6 protein-coding genes and 1 pseudogene are annotated in these 4486 nt (G+C 68.4%); all 7 read left to right on the forward strand.

What is annotated here, in order from left to right; all coding sequences use genetic code 11:
• The coding region (locus tag ACFQEU_RS11970) for a putative sulfate exporter family transporter (RefSeq protein ID WP_379782427.1) at nucleotides 1-422 on the forward strand (422 nt) is incomplete at its 5' end.
• A gap of 159 nt (nucleotides 423-581) precedes the next feature.
• Nucleotides 582-1043, forward strand: coding sequence for an SRPBCC family protein (locus ACFQEU_RS11975; protein ID WP_379782429.1), 462 nt, complete (start codon nucleotides 582-584; stop codon nucleotides 1041-1043).
• 83 nt (nucleotides 1044-1126) lie between these two features.
• Nucleotides 1127-2023: an S-methyl-5'-thioadenosine phosphorylase gene (gene mtnP / locus ACFQEU_RS11980; protein ID WP_379782431.1), complete on the forward strand. Its 897-nt coding sequence runs from the start codon at nucleotides 1127-1129 to the stop codon at nucleotides 2021-2023.
• A gap of 63 nt (nucleotides 2024-2086) precedes the next feature.
• Nucleotides 2087-3574: an Asp-tRNA(Asn)/Glu-tRNA(Gln) amidotransferase subunit GatB gene (gene gatB, locus ACFQEU_RS11985; protein WP_379782433.1), complete on the forward strand. Its 1488-nt coding sequence runs from the start codon at nucleotides 2087-2089 to the stop codon at nucleotides 3572-3574.
• A gap of 80 nt (nucleotides 3575-3654) precedes the next feature.
• Nucleotides 3655-3942: a hypothetical protein gene (locus tag ACFQEU_RS11990; protein WP_379782435.1), complete on the forward strand. Its 288-nt coding sequence runs from the start codon at nucleotides 3655-3657 to the stop codon at nucleotides 3940-3942.
• Between the two features lie 109 nt (nucleotides 3943-4051).
• Nucleotides 4052-4258, forward strand: a complete 207-nt coding sequence (gene samp2 / locus ACFQEU_RS11995) for a ubiquitin-like small modifier protein SAMP2 (protein WP_379782437.1) — start codon at nucleotides 4052-4054, stop codon at nucleotides 4256-4258.
• Nucleotides 4255-4486, forward strand: a pseudogene (locus ACFQEU_RS12000) (hypothetical protein); the annotation flags it as partial. The gene samp2 and the pseudogene ACFQEU_RS12000, both read left to right, overlap by 4 nt.

Raw genomic sequence — 4486 nt, forward strand, 5'->3', positions numbered from 1 at the left:
CGACGGGGCCCGTCGCGGCCGCGGGGTTCGCCCACTCGCCGGAGGCCGGCCAGTGGGCGACCGTCACGAAGCTCGCGCGCAACGCGCTTTTGGGCGGCGTCGCGATCGCGTACTCGCTCGCGTACACGGCCAGTTCGGCGACCGAACCCGGTGTTCGACGGCTGTGGACGGAGTTCCCGAAGTTCCTGTTCGGCTTTCTCGTCGTGGCCGCGGTCGCGAACAGCGGCCTGCTGTCGACGGCCGCGCTCGACTCGATCGGGCTGGTCTCCGACGCGCTGTTCACCCTCGCGTTCGTCGGCCTCGGGCTGTCGATCCGGCTCCGACAGCTGCGCGGGGTCGGCGCTGCCGCCGTCGGCGTCGTGCTCGTCCACCTGCTCGTCGTGAGCGCGCTCGCGCTGGGGGCGGTCCGCTGGCTGTTGTGACCCACACCGTGCGTGTTCTCCGAGCACAGACGTTCTCGACGCCGTGAACGCCGTTTTAATACCGCAGGACCCCTATATAACTGAGTCGACTGAGCCGACCGCCCCGGGACCGTTCCGGCAGCGACCGTATCGTTCGGTTCGACGACCGAGTTGAGTAATATGACAACATTCGAGTACGAGATCGAGATCGCAGCGCCCGTCGAACGCGTCTTCGCGTTCGACAGCACCCCCGAGAACTGGCCGCGGACGATGGCCGGTCTGCGCGATTTCGAGGTGCTGAGCGAGACCGAGACCGGGTCGAAAATGCGCGCAACGTACAAGCTGCTCGGGATCTCGACGGAGGTGGAGATAGAACTGACCGTCGTCGAACCCGGCGCGGAGATCGCGGTCACGGTCGACGGCGACGGGATGCACGGCGAGACGCGCAACCGCTACGTCGCGGTCGGGGACGGGACCCGGATCGTACACCGGGCGGAGTACGAGATGGGAGACTCGCTGCTCGGTCGCCTCTTGGAGCCGGTGGCGGGGCGGTACAACGAACGGCAGCTCAGGGCCCACTTGGAGAACACGAGGGACCTCATCGAGGCCGAGATCGAAGCGGAGACGGCGATGTCGGCGTAATCCGGTCACCGTTCGCGGCGCGCGCCGCCGGGACGCGCGCGGCGGTTCACGCCTTATAAGTAGCGAGCGGCCGAGGTTGAGGTATGAGCACTATCGGCTTCATCGGCGGCAGCGGGATCTACGACGCGCTCCCCTTGAACGACGTTCGCGAGGTCGAGTTCGACACGCCCTACGGCGAGCCGAGCGACGCGGTCACGATCGGCGAATTCGGCGACACCGGCCGCGAGGTAGCGTTCCTCCCGCGGCACGGGTCGAACCACGGCGTCTCCCCGACGGACCTCCCGTACCGCGCCAACATGTACGCCTTAAAAAAGGCCGGCGTCACCCACGTGTTCGCGTCGAACGCGGTCGGGAGCCTCAAGGAGGAGCTGCCTCCCGGGACGCTCGTCGTCCCCGATCAGATATACGACCGAACGAAGGGTCGCGACCTCTCGTTTTACGGGGACGGCGTCGTCGTCCATCAGCCGTTCGCGGACCCATACAGTCCGGAACTGGTCGATCACCTCACCGAAGCCGCGGAGTCGGCCGTGGGCGACGACGACGAGCGCGACGGCGACACGGACGGCGGCACGAAGGTCGTCAAGGGCGGCACCTACGTCTGTATCGAGGGGCCGCAGTACTCGACGCGTGCCGAGTCGGAGTTCTACAAGGCGCAGGGGTGGGACCTGGTCGGCATGACCGCGATCCCCGAGGCGAAGCTCGCGCGGGAGGCGGAGATCGCCTACGCGACGATCGCCGGCGTCACCGACTACGACGTCTGGAAGACGGACAGCGAGGTCACCCTCGAGGAAGTGTTGGAGAACGCGGAGCGGAACCAAGAGGCGATCAAGGCCGCCGTCGAGGAGGCGATCCGGACGCTGCCGGAGGACCACACGTGTGCCGCGCACTCGGCGCTCGAAGGGACGGTCAACACGCCGACCGAGGCGATCCCGGCGGACACCCGCGATCGGGTCGAGCCGCTGCTCGGCGACTATCTGTAACCCGGATACGGTGAGCGACGGCTCCCGACACGATTTAGGTGGCCCGCGCGCAACGGGTCGGTAATGAGTACGCAGACCGCGACCGAGGAGACCGCGGTCGTGATCGGGCTGGAGGTCCACGTCCAGCTCGAAACCGACACGAAGGTGTTCTGTGGCTGTTCGACGGAGCCCGCCGACGAGGAGGAGCCGAACACGCGCACGTGCCCGACCTGTCTCGGGCTGCCGGGCGCGCTACCCGTCCTCAACGAGGCCGCCGTCGAGGCCGCGGTAAAGGTCGGGAAAGCGATCGACGCCGACATCCCCGAGACGACCACGTTCCACCGGAAGAACTACTACTACCCCGACCTCCCGAAGAACTTCCAGCTCACCCAGTACGACGCCCCGATCTGTGCCGGCGGCGAGCTGGAGGTGTCGGTCGACGGCGAGCGGCGGACGATCGGGATCACTCGCGCGCATCTGGAGGAGGATCCCGGCAGCATCCAGCACGCCGGCGGCTCCATCGAGTCGGCGACACACACCCTCGTGAACTACAACCGCGCGGGAACGCCGCTCCTGGAGGTCGTCACCGAACCGGACTTCCGCTCGCCCGCCGAAACCCGGGCGTTCCTCGCGAAACTGGAGGAGGTACTGGAGTACCTCGGCGTCTTCGACGCGACGCGCGACGGTAGCCTACGGGTGGACGCCAACGTCTCACTGGTCCCAGCCGACGAGATGGCTGACGACGGGTCGGTTCCCGAGACCGTCCTCGCCGACGCGAACCGCGCGGAAGTGAAGAACATCTCCAGTCACAAGGGTGCGGAGAAGGCGCTCGCGTACGAGATCACCCGCCAGCGCAACGTCCTCCGACGGGGGCGCGAGATCGAACAGGAGACCCGTCACTGGGACGAGGGGCGCGGCGTCACCGTCTCGATGCGCTCGAAGGAGGCCGAGAAGGACTACCGCTACTTCCGCGAGGCCGACCTCCCCGCGCTGGAAGTGGCCGACTGGAAGGAGTCGATCCGGATCCCCGAGCTGCCCGACGCCCGCCGCGAGCGCTTCCGCGAGGAGTACGGGCTCGACGGTGAGGCGGCCTCGAAGCTCACTTCCACGAAGGCGGTGGCCGACTTCTTCGAGGACGTCGCCGGCGAGTTCGACCCCGATCTGGCGGCGACGTGGGTGGCCGACAACCTGCTCGGCGAGCTCAACTACCGGGAGATGGCGATCGCGGACGTCGCGGACCGCCTCGACGAGTTCAAACGCCTGATCGCGCTCGTCGACGCGGAGGAGCTGACGGTGAAAAACGCCGAGGAGGTCGTCCTTCGCGAGATGCTCGACGCGGGCGACGACCCCGAGGCGATCATCGATCGCGAGGGACTCGGGAAGGCCGAAGGCGACGAGGTCGCGGCCGCGGTCAGCGCCGCGATCGACGACAACCCCGACGCGGTCGCCGACTACCACGACGGCGACGAGGGGGCGATCAACTTCCTCGTCGGACAGGTGATGCAGGCGACCGGCGGGAGCGCTGACCCCGGCCAAGTGAACGGGCTGCTCCGCGAGCGGTTGGACGAGTAACCCGCGCCGAGCTCGGGTTCCGTACCACAGGCCTCCGTTCCGACAGTACCCTTATTTCGGTCCCTGGCAAAACGGCGGGCATGCCGTTCGCCGAAACCCTCCTTATCGGTGTCGCTCTCCTCCACGTCCTCGGGTTCGCGTGGCTCATCGGGAACCGCGGTCGGGTCGACCTCGTCGCCGGCTACGACGGCGAGCTGCCGCCCGAGCGCGAGGCCGAGCTGGCGACCGACGTACGAACGATCCTCCTCGCCGTCGCCGCTACCCTGGGCGTGCTCCTCGTCGACGCGTGGACCGGCGCGGTGCCGCGGGCGGGATCCCTCGTGGCCGTCGTCACCGTCGGTGCCGTCGGCTGGCTCCTCTGGAAGTGAAACGTGCGCCGGGACACGACGACGGCGGGGTGAGCTCTCACCCGTCGTCGTCCCCCGCCGTGACCGACCGGACCGTGTGTTTAACCTCGGCGACCGCCGTACGCGACGTATGAACGTGACGGTCGACGTCGTCGGCGAGGGGGAGCAGCGGTGCACCGTCGACGACGACGCGACGTACGCCGACCTGATCCGCGCCGCCGGCTATCACCCGCAAGAGGCGTCGGTGCTCGTGGACGGCTCGCCGGTTCCCGGGGATAGTCGGGTCGACGCCGACCGGGTCAGACTGCTCCGGCTCATACAGGGTGGCACGGCGTGAACGGGCCGTTCACGGTCGAGCGCGCGATCAGTACGGACCGGATCGATGTCCTCCGCGTGCTCGACGCCGCGATGCTGGAGACGGACGCGGAGCAGGTTGCCGACCGGATCGACGCCGGCGACGTGTTCGTGGCGCGGTTCGAGCGCACGGGCGCGGTCGTCGGTGCGCTGGTGGCGAGCCGGAAGGACGCCGGGGAACGGTCCGAGGGGACGCTTCACGTCGACGCGG

Origin of the sequence: Halorubrum tibetense, assembly GCF_042661865.1 — an archaeon.
In the GTDB taxonomy this organism is placed as follows: Archaea; Halobacteriota; Halobacteria; order Halobacteriales; family Haloferacaceae; genus Halorubrum; species Halorubrum tibetense.